General features: G+C 41.4%; 19 protein-coding genes, 1 CRISPR repeat array and 1 riboswitch. Of the genes, 2 read left to right on the top strand and 17 right to left on the bottom strand.

Annotated elements, in window-relative coordinates; genetic code table 11:
* Nucleotides 1–72: 72 nt before the first annotated feature.
* The 17 genes from rbsK to rpmG all read right to left on the bottom strand — a co-directional run bounded on the left by rbsK (nucleotide 73) and on the right by rpmG (nucleotide 17,600).
* Nucleotides 73–1,005 carry a ribokinase gene (gene rbsK, locus GFC28_RS01685; protein WP_044746351.1) on the bottom strand — a complete coding sequence of 311 codons (933 nt, stop codon included), beginning with the start codon at nucleotides 1,003–1,005 and terminating at the stop codon, nucleotides 73–75.
* Nucleotides 1,006–1,026: 21 nt separating this feature from the next.
* Nucleotides 1,027–1,707, bottom strand: a complete 681-nt coding sequence (gene rpe, locus GFC28_RS01680) for a ribulose-phosphate 3-epimerase (protein WP_044746350.1) — start codon at nucleotides 1,705–1,707, stop codon at nucleotides 1,027–1,029.
* A gap of 1 nt (nucleotide 1,708) precedes the next feature.
* The gene (locus GFC28_RS01675; RefSeq protein ID WP_044746349.1) at nucleotides 1,709–3,388 is read right to left on the bottom strand and encodes a ribulokinase; all 1,680 of its coding nucleotides are present in this window, start codon (nucleotides 3,386–3,388) and stop codon (nucleotides 1,709–1,711) included.
* A 655-nt stretch (nucleotides 3,389–4,043) separates the two neighbouring features.
* Nucleotides 4,044–5,825 (bottom strand): adenine deaminase C-terminal domain-containing protein, encoded by a 1,782-nt coding sequence (locus GFC28_RS01670; RefSeq protein ID WP_044746348.1) that lies wholly within the window; start codon nucleotides 5,823–5,825, stop codon nucleotides 4,044–4,046.
* Between the two features lie 104 nt (nucleotides 5,826–5,929).
* Nucleotides 5,930–6,379 (bottom strand): acyl-CoA thioesterase, encoded by a 450-nt coding sequence (locus GFC28_RS01665; RefSeq protein WP_044746347.1) that lies wholly within the window; start codon nucleotides 6,377–6,379, stop codon nucleotides 5,930–5,932.
* A 31-nt stretch (nucleotides 6,380–6,410) separates the two neighbouring features.
* Entirely contained in the window at nucleotides 6,411–7,988 is a 1,578-nt protein-coding gene (locus GFC28_RS01660) for a benzoate-CoA ligase family protein (protein ID WP_044746346.1), read from the bottom strand.
* A 123-nt stretch (nucleotides 7,989–8,111) separates the two neighbouring features.
* Nucleotides 8,112–8,906, bottom strand: a complete 795-nt coding sequence (locus GFC28_RS01655) for an enoyl-CoA hydratase/isomerase family protein (protein WP_066329497.1) — start codon at nucleotides 8,904–8,906, stop codon at nucleotides 8,112–8,114.
* A gap of 130 nt (nucleotides 8,907–9,036) precedes the next feature.
* Complete coding sequence (locus GFC28_RS01650) at nucleotides 9,037–9,681, bottom strand: Phenylacetic acid catabolic protein (protein ID WP_044742349.1); 645 nt, start codon at nucleotides 9,679–9,681, stop codon at nucleotides 9,037–9,039.
* On the bottom strand, nucleotides 9,678–9,911 hold the full coding sequence (locus GFC28_RS01645) for a hypothetical protein (protein WP_044742350.1): 234 nt from the start codon (nucleotides 9,909–9,911) through the stop codon (nucleotides 9,678–9,680). Before GFC28_RS01645 ends, GFC28_RS01650 begins: the two co-directional genes overlap by 4 nt.
* Nucleotides 9,911–10,237 carry a metal-sulfur cluster assembly factor gene (locus GFC28_RS01640; protein WP_044742351.1) on the bottom strand — a complete coding sequence of 109 codons (327 nt, stop codon included), beginning with the start codon at nucleotides 10,235–10,237 and terminating at the stop codon, nucleotides 9,911–9,913. The genes GFC28_RS01645 and GFC28_RS01640 overlap by 1 nt, the downstream gene beginning before the upstream one ends.
* A complete protein-coding gene (locus GFC28_RS01635; RefSeq protein WP_044742352.1) occupies nucleotides 10,237–11,172 on the bottom strand; it encodes a Phenylacetic acid catabolic protein in 936 nt (311 codons plus the stop codon). Before GFC28_RS01635 ends, GFC28_RS01640 begins: the two co-directional genes overlap by 1 nt.
* A 276-nt stretch (nucleotides 11,173–11,448) precedes the next feature.
* Nucleotides 11,449–12,432 carry an MBL fold metallo-hydrolase gene (locus GFC28_RS01630; RefSeq protein WP_044742354.1) on the bottom strand — a complete coding sequence of 328 codons (984 nt, stop codon included), beginning with the start codon at nucleotides 12,430–12,432 and terminating at the stop codon, nucleotides 11,449–11,451.
* Between the two features lie 89 nt (nucleotides 12,433–12,521).
* A complete protein-coding gene (locus GFC28_RS01625) occupies nucleotides 12,522–13,397 on the bottom strand; it encodes a PaaX family transcriptional regulator (protein WP_044742353.1) in 876 nt (291 codons plus the stop codon).
* A 140-nt stretch (nucleotides 13,398–13,537) separates the two neighbouring features.
* Complete coding sequence (locus GFC28_RS01620) at nucleotides 13,538–14,338, bottom strand: enoyl-CoA hydratase/isomerase family protein (RefSeq protein ID WP_066329500.1); 801 nt, start codon at nucleotides 14,336–14,338, stop codon at nucleotides 13,538–13,540.
* 159 nt (nucleotides 14,339–14,497) lie between these two features.
* A complete protein-coding gene (locus GFC28_RS20160; protein ID WP_240371134.1) occupies nucleotides 14,498–14,671 on the bottom strand; it encodes a PaaD-like zinc ribbon domain-containing protein in 174 nt (57 codons plus the stop codon).
* Nucleotides 14,672–14,922: 251 nt separating this feature from the next.
* Nucleotides 14,923–16,740: a CRISPR direct-repeat array (repeat unit 30 nt; unit sequence GTTTCAATTCCTTATAGTTAAGATACAAAC).
* A gap of 414 nt (nucleotides 16,741–17,154) precedes the next feature.
* Nucleotides 17,155–17,412 (bottom strand): type B 50S ribosomal protein L31, encoded by a 258-nt coding sequence (locus GFC28_RS01615; protein WP_044741903.1) that lies wholly within the window; start codon nucleotides 17,410–17,412, stop codon nucleotides 17,155–17,157.
* A 38-nt stretch (nucleotides 17,413–17,450) separates the two neighbouring features.
* Entirely contained in the window at nucleotides 17,451–17,600 is a 150-nt protein-coding gene (rpmG, locus tag GFC28_RS01610; protein WP_066150423.1) for a 50S ribosomal protein L33, read from the bottom strand.
* 346 nt (nucleotides 17,601–17,946) lie between these two features.
* Nucleotides 17,947–18,055: riboswitch (SAM riboswitch) on the top strand.
* 160 nt (nucleotides 18,056–18,215) lie between these two features.
* On the opposite strand from rpmG, the gene GFC28_RS01605 reads away from it, so the two are divergent.
* On the top strand, nucleotides 18,216–19,229 hold the full coding sequence (locus tag GFC28_RS01605; RefSeq protein WP_044741902.1) for a methionine ABC transporter ATP-binding protein: 1,014 nt from the start codon (nucleotides 18,216–18,218) through the stop codon (nucleotides 19,227–19,229).
* Nucleotides 19,219–19,884, top strand: coding sequence for a methionine ABC transporter permease (locus GFC28_RS01600; protein WP_044741901.1), 666 nt, complete (start codon nucleotides 19,219–19,221; stop codon nucleotides 19,882–19,884). The genes GFC28_RS01605 and GFC28_RS01600 overlap by 11 nt, the downstream gene beginning before the upstream one ends.
* The last annotated feature ends 13 nt before the right edge of the window (nucleotides 19,885–19,897 follow it).

Here is a 19,897-nt window from a genome sequence, read left to right as displayed (position 1 = left end):
TCTTTATTCAAGCGTCTAATCCTTGAAAAATCTTTCATTATATACATCCAAAAGTTATGGCTCATGAAATCTTTAATAATATGTTAAATTTCTTTGTCTGCAAAATTCATTTACTTCTTCAATAGTTGGAATGCCGGCTTGAGCCCCCCACTTCGTTACTTTTAATGCGCTAACAATGGTAGCAAATTGTGCAGCCCTTATAAGTTCTTGACCGTCAGCTATCGAGCATGCTAACGCCCCAGCATATGAGTCGCCGGCGCCAACTGTATCGACTGACTTCACGGAAATGGCTTCAATATATTCAAATTTCCCATTTTCACACACAAAGGAGCCTTTATTAGCCATTTTGATAATCAGATTCTTCACTCCCATTAATTGAAAATGCTTTGCTGCCTCATATGCTGTATCCACTGACATAACATCTATTCCAGTTAACTCTTTTGTCTCCTGACGATTCGGAATAATTAAATCTGCATGCTCCCACGCGCGTACCGTTATTCCTTCGGCTGGTGCAGGATCAAGAATCACAAACATTCCTTTCCTTTTTGCCTCTATCATAGATTGAATGACTGCTTCTGCTGGAATTTCCATTTGAACCAATAAAATTTTACTATCAAAAATTTTTGAAAAAGCTTCACAAACATCTGTATCTCTTAATTGATCGTTTGCTCCCTTTACTACGAGCATGGTATTTTCTGCTGTGCGATCAACAGTAATAATGGCACATCCAGTTGCAACGTCTTGGATTCGCTTAATATAGGTTGTATCAATATCGTTTTTTTGCAATGCCTTTAACACTATATCTCCATACCAATCTTGTCCTATCATTCCAATCAGTTGAACCGTTTTCCCCAAACGTGCACAGACCGTTGCTTGGTTAGCCCCTTTTCCTCCCGGCAATAACTCCACTTTTTCTGCAAAGATGGTCTCTCCTTTAGTAGGATAGCGAGCAGTACGCGCTACGATATCAATATTAATGCTCCCCACCACTGTAATATTATTCATGTCTCTCTTCACCTTCTGGATTTATCTCATATGCGTTTGACAATGATGGATAAATCGTTTGATTTGTAAAACCGCATCTTCTAAGGATTGTGTAGAATTAAACAGACAAGATGTTCCTAGCACCAACATATCTGCTCCGTTTTCTAAAACTTCTTGCATCGTATGATAGCCTATATTTCCATCTACCTGGATATTCACATGATAGTTTTCCTCCGCGATGAGTTGTTTCAACTTTTTGATTTTCTTCTTCATTAGAGGTATAAATTTTTGTCCAGAAAATCCTGGATTTACAGTCATTACTGTGATGTAATCTACCATATCTAAAACATATTCAATATTAGCAATAGGAGTTGAGGGATTTAACGCTACCCCCGCTTTTAAGCCTCTATCCCGTATTTTTTGCAACGTTTTTGTCAAATGGACAGTGGCTTCTACATGTATGGAAATCATATCTGCTCCTGATTCAACAAATAGTTCTAAGCAATCCTCTGGTTTTTCAATCATTAGATGGATATCAAATGGAAGATTTGTGGAATTTCTTAGTATTCTTATCACATCAGGTCCCATTGTGAAATTAGGTACAAATTTCCCATCCATAATATCAAAATGAAAATAATCTACTCCTGCTTGTTCCAAACGATTAACATTATCCCGTAAATTCCCCATATCCGCACACATAAGAGATGGTCCAATTAACACCATGCTATTTCTCCCCAGATCCTTTTTGTTTCTTAATGGCTAAAATCTCTTTCATCAGCATCGATTCTTTTCCAAAATAGTCATAAAGAAATTCATACCATGTAAATAATTGATGATAGATTGCTTTGCTTTGTTCATTGGGTTGATAAACAATCGGTTCATAATGAATCATACGATACATAGCTTCTTCAATCGTGTCCCATCCACCATTTTCTTTTCCTGCTGCCGTTGCCGCTAATACTGCCGCTCCCATTGCGCTGGCATATGGTAATGTAACCACATATATCTTTTTACCTGTTATATCTGCGAATAATTGCATTAATAATTTATTTTTCTCTGCTAGTCCCCCACAGGCATATATTTCATTTATTTTGATACCGTTTTCATAAAAGGCATTTAAAATTTTTTTCGTTCCAAAAGCCAAAGACTCCATTAAAGCTCTATATAGATGCTCTGGTTTCGTTTGTAAAGTAAGCCCAATAATAAGTCCACTAAGATTGGCATCTTTTAAAATAGAACGATTACCATTCCACCAATCTAGCGCAATTAAACCATGTTCTCCAGGTTGTAAGCGCGATGCTTTATCTTCCAGTATTTGATAAATAGAATCTCCTGATCTGACAGCTTCATCCATTAAATGAGAAGGAACACCATTTTTTATAAACCACAAGAGTGAATCTCCTCCTGCACTCTGACCAGCTTCATAGCCAAAATACCCTGGCAGAATGCCATCTTCTACTACTCCGCTAATACCAGAGACAAAAATTTCTCTGTGATCTATACACATATGACAGATGGATGTTCCCATCGCTAACACCATTTTCCCTGGTTGGGTTACCCCGGCACCCAGTACAGCAGCATGGGCGTCAATCATGCTGACAGAAACCGCAACACTTTCTGTCAGTCCTAATTTATCCGCCATCCCCTTCGTTAAAAAACCTGCTCTTGAACCGACTGGATAAATGCGTTCATTCAGCTTTTCTTTAGTAAAATGTTTGAAACGAGGGTGGATTGCTTGGAAATATTCCTCAGAAGGAAAACCAATTTGTTTGCTCCACATTCCTTTATATCCTGCCATACATGAGCTTCGTCTCTCTGATCCTACCAGCTGCATTACAATCCAATCTCCTGCCTCAATAAATTTATCGGCAGCTTCATATACTTCTGGGGACTCATGCAATATTTGCAGAATTTTTGGAAGCATCCACTCTTCAGATATTTCTCCACCGTACCTTCGCAAGAAATATTCTTGGCGTTGATGAGATATCTGATTGATTAGTGCTGCTTCTTTATGCGCGGCATGATGCTTCCATAGCTTCACCCAAGAATGTGGATTCTCTTTATATTTCGGATCCAAACAAAGAGGGAGTCCATTTTTTTTGATGGGCAAAATTGTACTTGCAGTAAAATCAATGCCAATACCTATTATATTTTTTACATCAATCCGGGAATGTTCCAAACATCGCTTAACAGTGTCCTTTAGGGCGTATAAATAATCCTCAGGATGCTGCAGTACCCAATTTCGTTCCAGCTCTTGCTCTGATCCCGGAAGCTTCTCTGTTATGATCCCATGAGGATAGCAGCCAACAGCTGCCGTTATCAGCTTTCCAGACTGCACATGAACTAGTACCGCCCTAGCAGATTCGGTACCAAAATCAATCCCAAACACATACTTATCGTTCAAGCACCCTCACCTCTATTTGTTTGATTATTATTTTAATTCAGATATTTTTGTTTTTCAACAATTTTTTTGTTTTTATTTTTGTTTATTATAATTTTAAATTGATATTATTTTGTTTTTGTTGTTTTTTTACAATTTACACAATAAATCAAGATACTTAGTACTTAGTTTATTTTATGAGAATCAAGCATATTTATTTTTAATTTTTTCATATAAAATCAAATCTTTTCATCATTTTTACGTTATAAACAAAAGAACATTAAAGTTTGTTTACGCCTGATAAACAAATTCTTTATAATAATAAATCTAGGAAAAAGTCCTTGTTTGTAGAATTATGACTTTAAAAACCGAACAAATCGGATAAAGACAAAAAAATGAAAGATTTTTTTCAATAGTGAGGGACAAGCCATCGACTTACCTTCCGGCCGTAAATTAATGGCATCATAAGTTAAGATTTTTTGGTTATGTAATGATAAGTTCTATATCGATCCAGCCAAAAAAATAACGCCGATCTCTAGGTTTTGGGTATACCTAGAGATCGACGACTCCGTCTTAACCATTTTTTCATAATCAATCGCCCTTTTTTCTGATGCGAGTCCGCCAGATGAGAAAAGGACCACAATCAAGCGACATGTAAGAGGTCACCATAAAATGCAGGCTAATGCTGCAAGAGGCAGTCGGATAACAGCTGTGCCGGGAGCAAAATGTCATTGCGCTTTACATCGTATAGACCATACGGAATAAGACGAAGCCCCGGCAGAAAATCACATGTTAAAAACAGCAGCGTATATAAAATATCGTGGAAAGGAAAGCCTCTTTTCTGAAGAGCATGCAGCAGTTGATCGTGGTAACGAACCGCTGCTTCAAACGAATCATCAATCGTCATCATCCCTGTAAACGGCAGCGGGATTTCGACGACAATTTCGTTATGGTCGACTACCACCACACCGCCGCCCATTTCGTGCACTCGCTGCGCCGCAATAGCCATTGCCTTCGGGGATTTGCCGATCACAAGCAGTTCGGTTGTTGTATTGTACGTCGACGCCATACCATCAAGATTCACTGCAAATCGATCTAAAATCGCCTTCGCTACCCACTGCCCATCGCGGGCAATAAGCGAGGCATAAAGCAGCCCTTCGCTTTTAGAAAGATCCGCATATCCATTCACCGATGGTAAAACAACGTCTCTTCGTTCTGTAATGACATTGCTTTTAAGCGAAACAACAGGGACAGAGCGGTGAGCCGACAAATGCGGATAACAGTACAAGCGTTCATCCGCTAATTGCTCTTTTGGAAACAAAAATGGCTTTTTTGTCGCATACTTATTCCATTTTATTGCGGGGAATGGCGTGAGCAGCTGCCCGTCTTGAGCAATAAGTGTTCCTTTCGAGATGACAAAAGTCGGTTTAAAAGTGGTTAGGTCAGGCAGAAGTACCATATCAGCAAGCTTGCCCGGCGCTATTCCTCCAATTTGATCATCAAGGCGCAAATATGTCGCCGCATTAATCGTTGCCATTTGCAGAGCCGTCATCGGCGGCACTCCAAGTTCGACCGCTTTTCGAATCAATCCGTCCACAAAACCTTCTTTTTCAATAAAACTAGGATGAGCCCCATCTGTCGTCATGGTAATTCGTTGTGTATTGACCCGCCCCTCAGTAATAAGACGAATAATCTCCGGAAAATCCGGACGGAGAGAACTGTTGCGAAGCGTGGTCCACATCCCAAGCCGTAGCCGATCAAGCGCTTCTTTCGCTGTAATCGCTTCATGACAAGCATCGACGCCGCTTGCTGCAATACTATTTAACTTGTCATAAGAACAGCCGGCCGTATGTCCGTCTACTATTTTTCCTATTTTTTTCGCGATTTCGATTGTCTCCATTAAAACTGGATCGCCTTCGTACAATAATGGCCACCTTGTCACTTCAGCCGTCCCGGCGACTTCATCCATAAAAAGCAACGCTTGAATTTCTTTTGGTTGAAACCAATCGCGCTCCCCAGGGAAATCCGCTTGTGAAACAAGGCGAACAAGCCAAAAGAAGTTGCCTGGCATTGTTTGCAGATCACGGACTAATTGTTTAAATCCGTCAGCTCCCAAGTGCAAATAAAAAAACAAGTTATCGTTCACGGTCGTCGTAGTGCCTAAAGACAATGCCTTTTTTGTCATACTAACAGGATTATAAAAAACCCAAGGATGAGCATGTGGTTCAATAAATCCGGGAGAGACATACATTCCGCTTGCATCCATGATAATGGTTTCATCATTTACTGCCACATCCTTCTCCCCAACATAGGCAATCGTATCTTGATAAATGGCAATATTTTGCTGCAAAAACTCTCCAGAATAAACATTCGCAACCATTCCGCCTTGAATGACAAGATCAGCGGGGCGGCGGCCTTGAGCCACTTCTATTAGTTCGGTTCTTTTCGCTTTTCTTATCAATGGACTCCCTCCGTTTTTCAATATATGGCTTTCTTTTATCCACAGTGAAAAAGAGCCAAGGAAGCGATAAACGCTCTTGGCTTTTAAAAAAATACAAGCACACCTCAAGCATGAAGCCATGGATTTACTTGAACGCACGGTCCCATTCCCTCTTCTTCAAGCAGCTTCCGGACATCATCAGGAATGGGGACAGCAAAGATGCGGCCGCTGTCTTCTTTTACCCAGCCTCTCACTTCAAAGCCGTAACCCGTTCTCATCTCTCCCCGGAACACTTCATGTTTTAATTTGACCGTTTTACGGTTAATTTCCTCGACTTCCGTCTTAATGGTTACAACATCATCGTAATACAATGGATGCTCAAATGTACAATCGGCCTGAAGAAGAGGAAGGATAATTTGCTGTTCTTTCATTAGTTTTAAAGGCGGCAGTCCAATGCTTCGGAAAAATTGATGTCCGGCGATATCAAACCACTTAAAATAGTTAGGATAGTAGACAATTCCAGCTGTATCGGTATCGCCGAAATTGACACGGAGCTGAAATTCATTTCTTTTCATGCCCATCGCCCCTTCAATGGTTTCCTTCCTTTTATTGATGCTTCAATAATTCTCGCAATTTAAAACGTTGAATTTTCCCAGTAGCGGTTTTCGGAAGCTGATCAATAAATTCAATCACGCGCGGATGCTTATAATGGGCTAAATGTTGTTTCGCAAATTGTTTTAGCTCTTCTTCCTTTTCTTTCGATGGTTCTATCCCATCTTTCAGCACAACGAACGCTTTCGGAATGGTAAGATTCCGATCATTTTCAATGCTTACGACAGCAGCTTCCAAAACATCATCATGCTGTAAAAGGCAATTTTCAATTTCAATCGGAGAAACCCATATTCCTCCCACTTTGAGCATATCATCGGAACGTCCGCAATACCAATAGTATCCATCCTCGTCACGATAGTATTTATCGCCAATATACAACCAGTCTCCAACAAATTTTTTCTTATTTTGCTCATGAAGATTCCAATAGCCGTGAGCAATGGAATCGCCATGAATCACTAGATCGCCTATTTCGTTAGGCGGCAATTCCATTCCTTGCGAATCAATAATCTTTACGTCATACCCCGGTACCACTTTTCCTGAACTTCCTTCTTTAATATCGCCCAGCCGATTGGAGATAAAAATATGAAGCGCCTCTGTAGATCCGATTCCATCTAAAATATCCACATTGAACAGTTCCTTCCATTTTCGATAAAACGCAGGCGGAAGGGCCTCCCCAGCAGAAACACACACACGCAAGGAACGAAGATCAAACTGTTTCCCTGTTTTTTGCACATAATCAATCATCGCTCCATATAGTGTCGGAACACCGAAAAAGATGGTTGGCTTGTACGTTTCAATAGCTTCAAATATCATTTCCGGCAAAGGGCGTTCTTTCACAAGAATCGTAGAAGCACCGACACCGAGCGGGAAATACAGGCCTCCGCCCAGTCCATAAGCAAAATACAATTTCGATGCGGAGAGACAACGATCATCTTCGGTGATTTTGAGCACTTGCTTAGCATAGGTATTCAATGCATATTCCATGTCGTGCTGTAAATGAATCACCCCTTTTGGCTCTCCCGTGCTGCCGGAGCTAAAAAGCCAAAATGCTGCATCGTCTTTATTTGTCGGGGCAACGTCCAACTCCTTGCTGGCGCGATCAAGCAAGCGGTAAAAATCAAGAGTGCCACCCCTTTTAATGTCAGCGCTTTCATAAATTACGATCACATGCTCTAAAAACACAAACCGCTCCTTTAAGTGTTGAAGTGCCTCCCAAAGATCGGCGTGAATAATCAACCCTTTGGCGCGGCTATTATTTAAAAAATATTCGTAATCAGCCGGTTGCATCATCGTGTTAACCGGAATTGGCACAGCCCCGATTTTTATGGCACCAAAAAATGTGTAAATAAATTCCGGGCTGTCATGGCATACCATAATGATACGATCTTCCAATTTATATCCAAGTGTCCGCAGCATATTCCCCGTTTGATTCGTTCTCTCCTGCAGCTCGCGATAACAAATTTGCTGATCGTGATAATAAATCGCCGTCTTTTCTCCTAATCCATTACGGATATGGTCATCAATAAACAAATTCGCTGCATTATAAAGCATCCCTAGTCCGCGTAATTCCATGGCTCACCATCCCATTATTTAAAAATTGGACATCAAGTGGACCCATGCAGAAACCGAAGCAGGAAGCCCGCGGAAATAGGCTTAACCAATCCATTTCCGGGGCCTCATTCACGAACCTACCCTTTACATTCCCTTCCAATTTGGCTGGCGTTTTTCTAAAAAGGCGCTCAATCCCTCTTTCGCATCCTCCGAACGGAATAACAAGTTTTGTAGCTCCCCTTCGTAACGAATTGCCACATTTAACGGCATTTCTTTTCCATTCATAATTGATAGCTTAATATTCGATACCGCATAAGTTGCACTGTTGACGATCTTCCGCGCATATTCCAGCGTCCGTTCCCTCGTCTCTGCTTGTGGAAATACCTTATTTACCAGCCCGATCTCTAGCGCTTCTTGCGGCGTCACCGTCTCCCCGCTAATGTTCATATCCAACGCACGCGAATAGCCAACCAGACGCGCCAGCCGCTGCGTGCCTCCTGTTCCCGCCAACACCCCAAGCGTCACTTCCGGTAGTCCGATTTTTCCTGCCTCCTCTCCCATGAACCGAAGATCGCACGCCAATGCCATTTCCAGTCCTCCCCCGACCGTATGCCCTTCTAAACAAGCGATATACACTTGAGGAGCGCGCGCGATTTTATCTAATGTCTCGTTACAGAACAAGCAAAATTGCGTTTTAAACCGTGGATCCGCTGCCCGTAAAAAATGGATATCCGCCCCCGCTGAGAAAAATTTCGGCATATCGCTCATTAGCACAACCACTTTTATGTTTGGATCAAACCGAATGTCGTCGATCGCCGCATTCAGCTCCTGATAAAAGGCGAGATCATAAGAATTGGATTTGTTAATGTGCAAATGAATTTCCGCCACCCCTTCGTTTTTCACCACTGTTAAATTTTTCGTTTTTGTTTCTACCGCCATTTTATCTTCTCCTCTCCTTCTATTAGAATTGATTTTATAGTAAAAGACCGCATGTACCCCGCTGCTCTAAAACGCTAAGCTTCTCCTCGTTCTTCTCACCTCCCGCAAATCTCCCTGCTTCTGTTTTCGCTTAGTTCATTTGTACAAGCGATTCCGCCGCCACTTCCTTTAGTTGTTCTTTAAATTGATTGGCTAGGTTTATATTCATAGGCAAATACCCTTCTGTTTGTAATTCTTCTTTTTTCTCAATCTCTGTCAGCCAAACGTATACTTCGTTGACCGTATGATTTAACGCCTGTGCAAAACGACTTGGTATCGCTCCCTGTTCATGACGAAGCTCATAAGCCCAGCTTCTCGCGTATATTAAATGATCTTGCTGCTCGCGGATAAGCTTTTGGATACGTGAAGTGACAGCCGGATGATTCGCTTGGAGAAAAGATTGCCACACAATATCGATGGCTAGGTTCGTAGCATACAAGGCCGCAATGAGCGTGATCCAGTTGTTCACATTCACAATACTTGTAAACGCTTTCCCGGTCTGGCCGTAAATCTCCGCTTTTTTTCCGCGAATGCCGCGCAAATCAAAACACCAGTTATATAGTAGTCTTGCGTGCCCTAATTCTCCTTGCGCCATGGCAATCGCCGCTAATGTCGCCTCGATATTGGGACCGCTCACTCCTACTTCCACCAAACGATCCCCAAGGACATATTTATGATCGGCGATCGTCTCAAGTAATTCCGTCAATGCATGTACTTCCCGTTGCGTATGGTTCATCGGACTCTGCCCTCCTTCTGCGCAAATAACCAGTTAGGCTTTTTCACCCAAACAATCTGACTGCGGTCGACAACCGTCATTTCTGACCAATCTTCTTCATCATAAGTAAAGGAGGCATAGACTTTGGCCAGATGTTCGTTTTCTGCCTCAACGGTGCCGATATGGGTTAATGGATCTCCGCGCTTAATTCGGGCGAAAATGTCAAAGGTTTTTCTTTTCGTAGCCACCATTATTTTGAACTCACTCCCCAATATTTCAATTTTTCGCGCCCTTCAGGACTCAACCTATCCACCGTCCATGGCGGATCCCAGACTACGTTAATCTGCACTGCCTGAACCTCGTTCTCTTGAAGGAGACGATGCCGAATGTCTTGTTCGATCCATTCCATGCATGCGCAAGAAACTGCGGTATATGTCATCGTAATCTGAAGCTCATCGCCATTTTTTTCGATATCATAAATGAGTCCCATATCAACGACGCTTATTGGAAATTCGGGGTCCATCACTTCCTTCAGCGCTTCCCAATACTTCTTTGTGTCGCTCCCGATTTTTCCCATCACACCGCATCCTTTCGTAATTGCTCTAATTCTTTGGCTCCTTTTTGAATGCGCTCAACAAATTGTTTATTTTGCGGTCCTCTTTGCTTAAATCGCTTGATCACGTTATCCCATGTATCTGGCTGGTCAACTAGCCACTTTTTATTGACCGGATCGAATTTACATGGGAACGGGACGTCCAACACGTATTTTTGCTGTTGTTCATCATAATGAGCAGGCACTTTCACCCCAATCGATTCACAGAAAGGAACAGCAGTAGATAGCCATTTTTGGCGCAATTCATCATTCGTTCGTCCTTTTAAACGATATTCAAGCTGCGCTGATCGGCTTTTCAAACGATCTTCTACCCCAAAAAATTCAAGGGCCATTAAAAACATCCAATCAACGGCTTTTTGTACCTCTTCGCGCAGTTCTGGGTCCTGCATGGCCGTTCTCATAATCACTTCGCCGTTTCTAAGATGGAACAACTCTTCCTTGTCAACTTTCACTAATGCACGTTTCCAAGGACCATAGGAGGTATATTCGAAGGCATCGCCAAGGAGCGTATACCCGGCTCGATCAAAAAAGGCGTTAAAGACTCCTAGCTCAATCCAATTGGACAGCTCAAAATCAAATGCATACGGATTTTTCCAACGATGTGGTTCGCGTTTATAGAGCAAATCATCGATATTTTGTCCTAAATCTTTTAAGAGGCGGTAAGCGATGTGAGCATGGCCGATCTCGTCTTGCATAATGGCCAGCGCGGTAATCTTGTTGTTTAGTGTAGGAGCTTGATCATATACCGTAAGTAAAGGCGGGATGCTTAACAATTCGGTATCTCCAACAATGATTAATGTTTGTTTAAGAGCTTGTAAGTACTCTTCATTCATGTCTTCTAATCCTTCAACAATAAAACCGTTTTGAACCTTTTCTTTCAGAATAGTAGATGGATCCACCTCTTCTCCCTCCTTATTATGTTTTTTATTTTATCGTCTGTTAAACATAATATTAATATACGTAATCTATATTGTCAATGTAAAAATCAGAAAAATATAAAAATTTAAAAATAGCGGTATTTCAGTATTGAGAGCAGGAACGTTTAATTCAACAATCACAAATGACAACTAAAAATCCATAACGTTTGTTTTTCGATCGTGTTGTTTATATAAAATCCCTATATATAATGGATTCCAAATAAAAAAACTGACTGCAACCATGCAGCCAGTCTCTCCTTATTTTTCTTCAGATTGATAGACAACGCTTCCGTTGCGCTTCTCCTTTTGGAGCTCTCCGCGTGATACTAAATAATCTAAATGCGCCAATGTTTCCGCAATAGCAAATCGCCACTGATGGGCCGTCAGCGACTTATGTCCAAATACGGCGCACGCCACTTCGTAGGCTGTCTTTCCTTCACTTGCAAGCGACTTCATATGATGCAGCCGCTTCTCATGATGACGCAGGATGTCGTCCACTCGTTGACGCAGATAGCGAATCACTTCTCCGTGAGCTGGAAATGCTATCGCTACATCCAGCTCCTTGACCCGATGCAAAGAAGAAACATATCGCTGCAGCGGATTGGGATGGCTTCCCGGCCATACGCTAATATTAGGGGTGATGCGTTCTAATACATGATCGGACACAAGCAAATATCGCAACTCCGGTTGGTAAAAATTAATCAGTCCATCGCTGTGTCCTGGAACTTCGATCACTTTCCATTGCTTTTGTCCCAGAATCACTTCATCGCGATTAAGAATGGAGAGAGAGGGAAACGGCATAACGTGTTGAGCCAGTTTTTGCATGCTTTCTTCAATTTGGCTCACTAATTCATCTGGAACACCATGCTGCCTAAACGCCTCCCCGACTTGCTCGGCTTGATCGCTCCCTTCTTTCCAGACGCGTTCTGCCATCGCATAATCTTCTCGGCTGATCCACACCTGCGCCCCGGTCTGCCGCTGCATCCATCCTGCCAATCCGAAGTGATCCGGATGAAAATGCGTTAAATAAATAGAATGAATCTGCCGGCAATCCACATGAAGCTGCTGAAATGCTTTTTCCCATGTATCGATGGCATCAGGATAATGAAACCCCACATCGACTATGCTCCATCCATCTGCCTCGCGAAATAAGTAGCAATAAACGTATTTCATCGGAAATGGCACAGGAACCGGAATACGATACATATGATCCTGGATTATTTCAATATTCACCATCAATATCCTCCCTCTCTTATCCGCCTTCCTCATTTCAACCGCCGTCGAGTCCATCCAGTTCCTTCAGCGAAACAACTTCTATATCATACGATGCGCTAGATCATTCCGATAAACGGATTGATCGCCTTTTCCCGGTTCAATTGCGGCTCACGGTCAGGAGCCGATTCAAACAGCGTTTCAAAATAACGAATAGCGGGCACCGCCAAAAGCTGATGCACATTAAAAAACAGCTCACGGGCTTTCGTACCGCTCCAATTATCTGGCAATAAATCATGAGGAAAGCTCGGGTCCATAAAGAAAAAGCTACGATATTCATGTACTAATTTGGTCCTTTCAATAAAACATTCTCGATCAGACAGCTCATTGTTCCACGCTCGCCGCTGGAATTCTTCATATATTCGTTGATAGGTGTCGATAAACCGGTCATATTCTTTAGCAATTTGCGCAAAATCCCACCCGCGCTTAATCAATTGCTCATGACTGTGCGATACAATGGAGCTCGACGTAAATAAAATCACATATGGGTCTAAATGATAATCCCTAATCAATTCCATTACTTGCTGTTCCACAGGATTAGGGCTTGCCCACGTTCCATGGGAAATAAGACCAAACCCCATCAGGCTTAATTCTTTGCGAATTTGATTGCGCAGCTCCCTCTTTTCCTCCGGTACAGAATAGGTTAAGATACGCCAGTAGCCATCCCATTTGTAGTTTTTCAATGAATAGACGCGGATAAATCCATCCGTCATCGTCCGCTTTCCTTTTGGAGTCAAAGAATAGTAGCTATTGTTTCCAATTTTCCGCACCTCAAAAAATTCTTGCTGCACCATCCGCAGCGCAGCTCCACGAATGGACGATTCAGAAATGCCAAAGTGAGACATCATTTGAATGAGACTGCCAATCCACACTTCATTCCCATAATGCTGAATATACTCCCCAAATAAAGTAAACATGAGCCCTCTTGGTTTCATAGCTGTTCACACCTGTCTTTTTTTGAATTTTTCGCCTTTATTATGTATTATGACGAATGTTTGCCGATTTTTTCAAGCATGATGAAAGCCAATTAAAAAATAGATCGGCCAGATTGGCCGATACATGTGATCTAAAACGTTTAATTTCCCTTCCAATTCGGCTGGCGTTTTTCTAAAAAGGCGCTCAATCCCTCTTTCGCATCCTCCGAACGGAATAACAAGTTTTGTAGCTCCCCTTCGTAGCGAATTGCCACATTTAACGGCATTTCTTTTCCATTCATAATCGATAGCTTAATATTCGATACCGCATAAGTTGCACTGTTGACGATCTTCCGCGCATATTCCAGCGTCCGTTCCCTCGTCTCTGCTTGTGGAAATACCTTATTTACCAGCCCGATCTCTAGCGCTTCTTGCGGCGTCACCGTCTCCCCGCTAATGTTCATATCCAACGCACGCGAATAGCCAACCAGACGCGCCAGCCGCTGCGTGCCTCCTGTTCCCGCCAACACCCCAAGCGTCACTTCCGGTAGTCCGATTTTTCCTGCCTCCTCTCCCATGAACCGAAGATCGCACGCCAATGCCATTTCCAGTCCTCCCCCGACCGTATGCCCTTCTAAACAAGCGATATACACTTGAGGAGCGCGCGCGATTTTATCTAACGTCTCGTTACAGAACAAGCAAAATTGCGTTTTAAACCGTGGATCCGCTGCCCGTAAAAAATGGATATCCGCCCCCGCTGAGAAAAATTTCGGCATATCGCTCATCAGCACAACCACTTTTATGTTTGGATCAAACCGAATGTCGTCGATCGCCGCATTCAGCTCTTGATAAAAGGCGAGATCATAAGAATTGGATTTGTTAATGTGCAAATGAATTTCCGCCACCCCTTCGTTTTTCACCACTGTTAAATTTTTCGTTTTTGTGACTGTTTCTTGTGCCATACCCATCCCTCCAAATAGATTAGTCATCCATCGCTCCATACTGAACATGAACACATGAATGCTGCAACATCCATTAAAAATTACCGCTTTCGCCCCCTTCCACAAAAGCAGTCTTTCCATTAACAAGCGGTTCAAAAGGCAAAGCGCACCCTCAGATTTTCATCGCTTTTCCTCTACTTCATCCAATGTCCTCCGCCATCGCACCCATTCGAAAACACTTTTGCATTGATGACAGTAATATTGCGAAACAAGCTGCGCAGTTCCAAACATAGACATTTTTGCCACATCCACCGAATGACAAAACGAGCAATACACCGCCTCTTGCCTATCCATTTTCAGGCACCTCTTTTTATTATGTTTTTGTAAATATCGTATATAAAACATAATAATTAATTGTCTGAATATTGTCAACAGTAAAACAAAAAATATCCTGTATTTATTTAATACATCTATATTCTATCTGTATTTTTTATAGGTTGTTTTTTCAACAAAAAAGTAACGATCGTTTAAGTTATATAAAAAAGAACGTAGAACCATACACTGGCTCTGCGTTCTTTTTCAGCTAATCCCTTATCCCACACAATATCTTAATTTCTTATAGTTAAGATGAAAACATACACAGCCGATGGACTGATTGATGAACTAATCCCTTGTTTCAATTCCTTATAGTTAAGATACAAACTGGATACTAAACCGCTTGATAAATTGAAGCAAAAATGTTTCAATTCCTTATAGTTAAGATACAAACGGCGGTTATGCAAGGATATCTTTACGAGAATACGAGGTTTCAATTCCTTATAGTTAAGATACAAACAGAATTGCTGAAATACAACAATGCAGAGTCCCTAGAGTTTCAATTCCTTATAGTTAAGATACAAACGCGCTCTTGAAGTTTCACAATGACTTGTTCCTCCGGTTTCAATTCCTTATAGTTAAGATACAAACTGTTCATCAGAAGTCGGCGGACGGTCAACATATTCAGTTTCAATTCCTTATAGTTAAGATACAAACATGCATTTGCCAGACCCCGTTATTATAGTCATCCGCGGTTTCAATTCCTTATAGTTAAGATACAAACCGAAATCAACTGTTGTAGCATTTACATTGTCGACAAGTTTCAATTCCTTATAGTTAAGATACAAACTTTACAGGCCGACAATCACGTAAAACCAGTTCATGAGTTTCAATTCCTTATAGTTAAGATACAAACGATGTGAGCAGGATGGAAAATCCCCAACCTTTTGTAGTTTCAATTCCTTATAGTTAAGATACAAACAAAGAATGCAGCATAGCAGCTTGTTCATCTGAAAATTGTTTCAATTCCTTATAGTTAAGATACAAACAAAATCCAATTGTCTGGCATGGAAAGCATGTAGGCAAGGTTTCAATTCCTTATAGTTAAGATACAAACTTCCGTCTTCAAGTTGATATGCAACAATCGGCTGTGTGGTTTCAATTCCTTATAGTTAAGATACAAACAAAGCGCAAGCAAAAACGAAATCACCATCTCACCAGTTTCAATTCCTTATAGTTAAGATACAAACTATCACTTTTTCCTGGAGCGCCAAAGATGAAAGTGAATGTTTCAATTCCTTATAGTTAAGATACAAACCTAGATAAGACTTCCCATGCATCGTTTGTCCCCAGAGTTTCAATTCCTTATAGTTAAGATACAAACTTGGATAAAGCATCCACTTTTTCATTCAATTTCTTGTTTCAATTCCTTATAGTTAAGATACAAACGTAGCTGTTAGTCAAAAAAGACTAACAGTTCAGGGGTTTCAATTCCTTATAGTTAAGATACAAACTTCAATCGTACCGATGGTTTCCCATGTTTTTGCAGGTTTCAATTCCTTATAGTTAAGATACAAACATTCGGAAGAAGTCGCAAAGGCAATCTATCGTTTTCGGTTTCAATTCCTTATAGTTAAGATACAAACGGCGCTGGATTCCATTCTCTTGATAGGTTCATAGTTGTTTCAATTCCTTATAGTTAAGATACAAACGCACCTTTTCATACCGTTCTGCTTTCTCTAATCTTGTTTCAATTCCTTATAGTTAAGATACAAACAAAAAAAACAGTGCATATGCGATGGGATTCCTCCCGTTTCAATTCCTTATAGTTAAGATACAAACGGGTTCGAAAAAAACAAGGAAAGGGGTATATCATCCAGTTTCAATTCCTTATAGTTAAGATACAAACGTTTGTGTCGCGTTGCGGATGTCAGCATTCACTTTATGTTTCAATTCCTTATAGTTAAGATACAAACAACGAAGCAGGGGATCGCGATGATGTGGTTTGAGTTGTTTCAATTCCTTATAGTTAAGATACAAACAGGGGTATATCATCCATAATAAAACTGATTACCAATGTTTCAATTCCTTATAGTTAAGATACAAACCCCAACAAATGTTGATGGATTAAGCTTTTTGGTTTTTGGAACGATTTGTTAGTTTTATTATAACGAGAGGCGCATGTTTGCGCAATGGTTGATCGGACAACCGTTTCATTCAAAATGTATGTGTCGTCGATCTCCAGGGATTTTTACGCCATTGGAGGTCGACGACTTTATTTTTTATCTGTGCTTTGTTCAGACCCCGTAGCGATCCGAAGGGGATCGCATGACCAATAAGCTATATCAATCCGGCTTATCAATTCATCCCAGTAAAATTTTAAACGGGCGCATCTGGAAAGGCAGACTGGGTTTATATAGAAATCCTCTTTTTTTACTCAACAGTTTATGAGAAACAATTTTTTCTCCCTCATCAATAAAACCATTGGCTCCCGGTCGGTCTCGTACGGCTTTATCCTTCCATTATTTATCTTGCTGCTGCAAATGATATTTTTTCATAAATTGTTCAGCTCTTCCGCGACGGTCCGTAAATTTTTGTTTCCCAGTATAAAAGGGGTGCGTATCTGAACTAATTTCCACTTTAATAAGCGGATATGTATTCCCGTCTTCCCATACGATCGTTTCGTTGGAAGATTTGGTCGATCCGCTTAAAAATTTATATTCACTGTTGACATCCATAAAAACCACTTTTTGATAGTTAGGATGAATGCCTGGCTTCATTTGAGAATCACTTCCTTTAGATTATTTTCAGCAAAGCGCTACTTCGTTTCGCGATGCAGCGTATAGCGCTTTAAACGTGGTGAATATTTTCTTAGTTCCAAGCGCTCTGGATTATTTCGTTTATTTTTTGTCGTGATATAGTTACGGTCACCTGTCTCTGTGCACTGTAAAATAACTTTTACTCTCATGCCTAAGATCCCTCCAAACTGAAAATATTTGATACACCATTAAATCGTAATAATTACGATTTAACATATTCAACTTATCAAAAAAATAAGCAACTGTCAATCGTCAAGAAAGAAAGTCAGGTTCGCCCTCTCATAGCTTAGAGAAAAAATCCTAAAAGTTGACGATCGCTTTGTCGTTCTCTCTTCTCCTTTTGTGGACAAATATAGATTTACTTTCGGGCCATCTATAAAAATTTTTTCTTATTTTCCCTATAATGTAAGCGTTTTTATCTTTTTTTCATAAAAACCGATATTGACAATCAGCTTTATCGGAATTATGATGAGTATAAAAATTCCATAAACAAACCGCTTATCAAGAGCGACCGAGGGAACAGGCCCAATGACGTCCGGCAACCTCCCGCAATCGGGAACGGTGCCACATCCTGCAGAATGGCTTTCATTCTGAAAGATAAGTCTGGTATTTACATACCGATGCCTCTTTCTGAATGAAAGAGGTTTTTTCTTTTATATGGAGGTCCATGCAAAAATTTTCGTTACCATATGAAAAGAGCCATCGCGAGACTTTTTGCAAATTCCATTCTTTTTAAAAAAGCTCGACTCTCAGGGGGGAAAGTGATGATTGAAATCAAGGATGTAACTAAAATTTACACATCGAAAAACAGGCAAGTCATCGGCGTCGATCACGTCTCTTTGACCATCCAAGCTGGAGAAATTTTTGGCGTCATCGGCTATAGCGGCGCCGGCAAAAGCACGTTGCTGCGCTGCCTCAACCTTTTGGAGCGGCCGACATCTGGACAAATTATGATAGACGGCGTTGATTTAACATCTTTAAACAGCGAACAGCTACGGCAAGCGCGTCTAAAAATCGGAATGATTTTTCAACATTTTTATCTTGTCAGTTCAAAAACAGTTTTTGAAAATATCGCATTCGCTTTAAAAGCCGCTAACAAACCGAAGGAGGAAATAGAGAAACGAGTCAATGAGTTGCTAGACATAGTCGGTCTGTCTGACAAGCGAGATGCCTACCCTGCCCAGTTGAGCGGCGGACAAAAGCAGCGAGTCGGCATCGCGCGGGCGCTTGCGAATGATCCCAATGTCCTTTTGTGCGATGAAGCAACATCGGCACTCGATCCAAGCACAACCAAATCCATTTTGACACTGTTGAAAAAAATTAATCGCGAATTAGGCATCACTATTGTATTGATTACCCATGAAATGGAGGTAGTGAAAGATATATGCGATCGCGTCGCGGTTATGCAAAATGGAAAAATTATAGAATTAGGAACGGTATATGAGCTTTTTACCGATCCAAAGGAGGAATTAACGAAATCTTTCATCAATAGCATCCTGCAATTTGAAATTCCTGAACATCTGTTGCAAAAACGGACAGGAACGATGGTGAAAATTTTATTCAAGGGAGAGAGCGCCGAAGAAGCGATCGTTTCCGATATGCTACAAACATTTAAAGTGAAAGGCAATATCTTACACGGGAAAATCGAATATATTCAAAACATCCCGCTCGGCGTCTTTATCATGGAGCTGACAGGAGAGCGCAAAGAAATTGAACGAGCGCTCGATTACATTTCCGAAAGAACAAATGGATTGGAAGTGATTGCGCATGCTGCTTAATGCTCTTATCGATCTTATTCCTGAACTAAACAAAGCGTTTTTAGAAACGATTTATATGGTCGCCATCTCTCTTTGTATCGCGATCCTTATTGGACTTCCGTTGGGGATTCTGCTTTTCGTCACGGATCGGGGCCTTTTTTTAGAAAATAACATCGTCAAATCCGTTCTAGGCTTTGCGGTCAATCTGATTCGTTCGATTCCGTTTGTCATCTTGCTCGTCGGGCTGCTGCCGCTGACAAGACTGATTACCGGAACCACCATCGGTCCTACTGCTGCCTCTGTCTCGCTGTCGGTTGCCGCCATTCCTTTTTTCGCAAGAATGGTAGAAACCTCATTGCGAGAAATTGAGAAGGGAGTGATTGAAGCAGCAATTGCCGTTGGGGCTACGCCGTGGATGATTATTAAAGATGTACTGCTGTCGGAAGCTCGCCCAGGCATCGTCCATGGGATCACCATTACAACGATTAGCTTAGTCGGATATTCTGCCATGGCCGGCATTGTCGGCGGCGGGGGCATTGGCGACTTAGCGATCCGTTTTGGCTATTATCGCTATGACAATACGGTGATGATTACAACGATCGTTGTTTTAATTTGTCTTGTTCAAATCATTCAATTTAGCGGTGAACGCATCGCCCGTCTTGTCGATAAACGGTAAAAAACAACGCAAT

It is taken from the genome of Anoxybacillus sp. B2M1, assembly GCF_001634265.1.
Taxonomy (GTDB): Bacteria; Bacillota; Bacilli; order Bacillales; family Anoxybacillaceae; genus Anoxybacteroides; species Anoxybacteroides rupiense.
This window is presented reverse-complemented; position numbering and strand designations above follow the sequence as displayed.